Below are 255 nucleotides of genomic sequence, written 5' to 3'. Positions count from 1 at the left end.
CGCCCAGATACGCTTCGAGCACCGCCGGGTCCTTCTGCACCTCTTCGGGCAGCCCTTCGGCAATCTTCTCGCCCAACTCCATCACCCCCACCCGGTCCTCCAGCCCCATTCCGAAGCCCTTGCCGTGTTCGACCAGCAAGATTCCCATGCCTTCGGCCTTGCGTTTCTTCAGCACCGCCGACAGCGCTGCCTTCTCCTTGAAGCGCAGCCCCGCGGCCGGCTCGTCGAGCAGCAGCAGGCAGGGGTCCGAGCACA

The 255-nt window shown here is 65.9% G+C and carries 1 protein-coding gene; it reads right to left on the bottom strand.

Annotated features, from left to right (window positions below; genetic code table 11):
* The coding region (locus tag DNK49_RS23765; RefSeq protein ID WP_481345688.1) for an ABC transporter ATP-binding protein C-terminal domain-containing protein at positions 1–255 on the bottom strand (255 nt) is incomplete at both ends.

The sequence above is a fragment of the Parazoarcus communis SWub3 = DSM 12120 genome, from assembly GCF_003226565.1.
Classification (GTDB): Bacteria; Pseudomonadota; Gammaproteobacteria; order Burkholderiales; family Rhodocyclaceae; genus Parazoarcus; species Parazoarcus communis.
The sequence above is the reverse complement of the archived record's forward strand: the minus strand, read 5'-3'. Positions and strand labels throughout refer to the sequence as shown.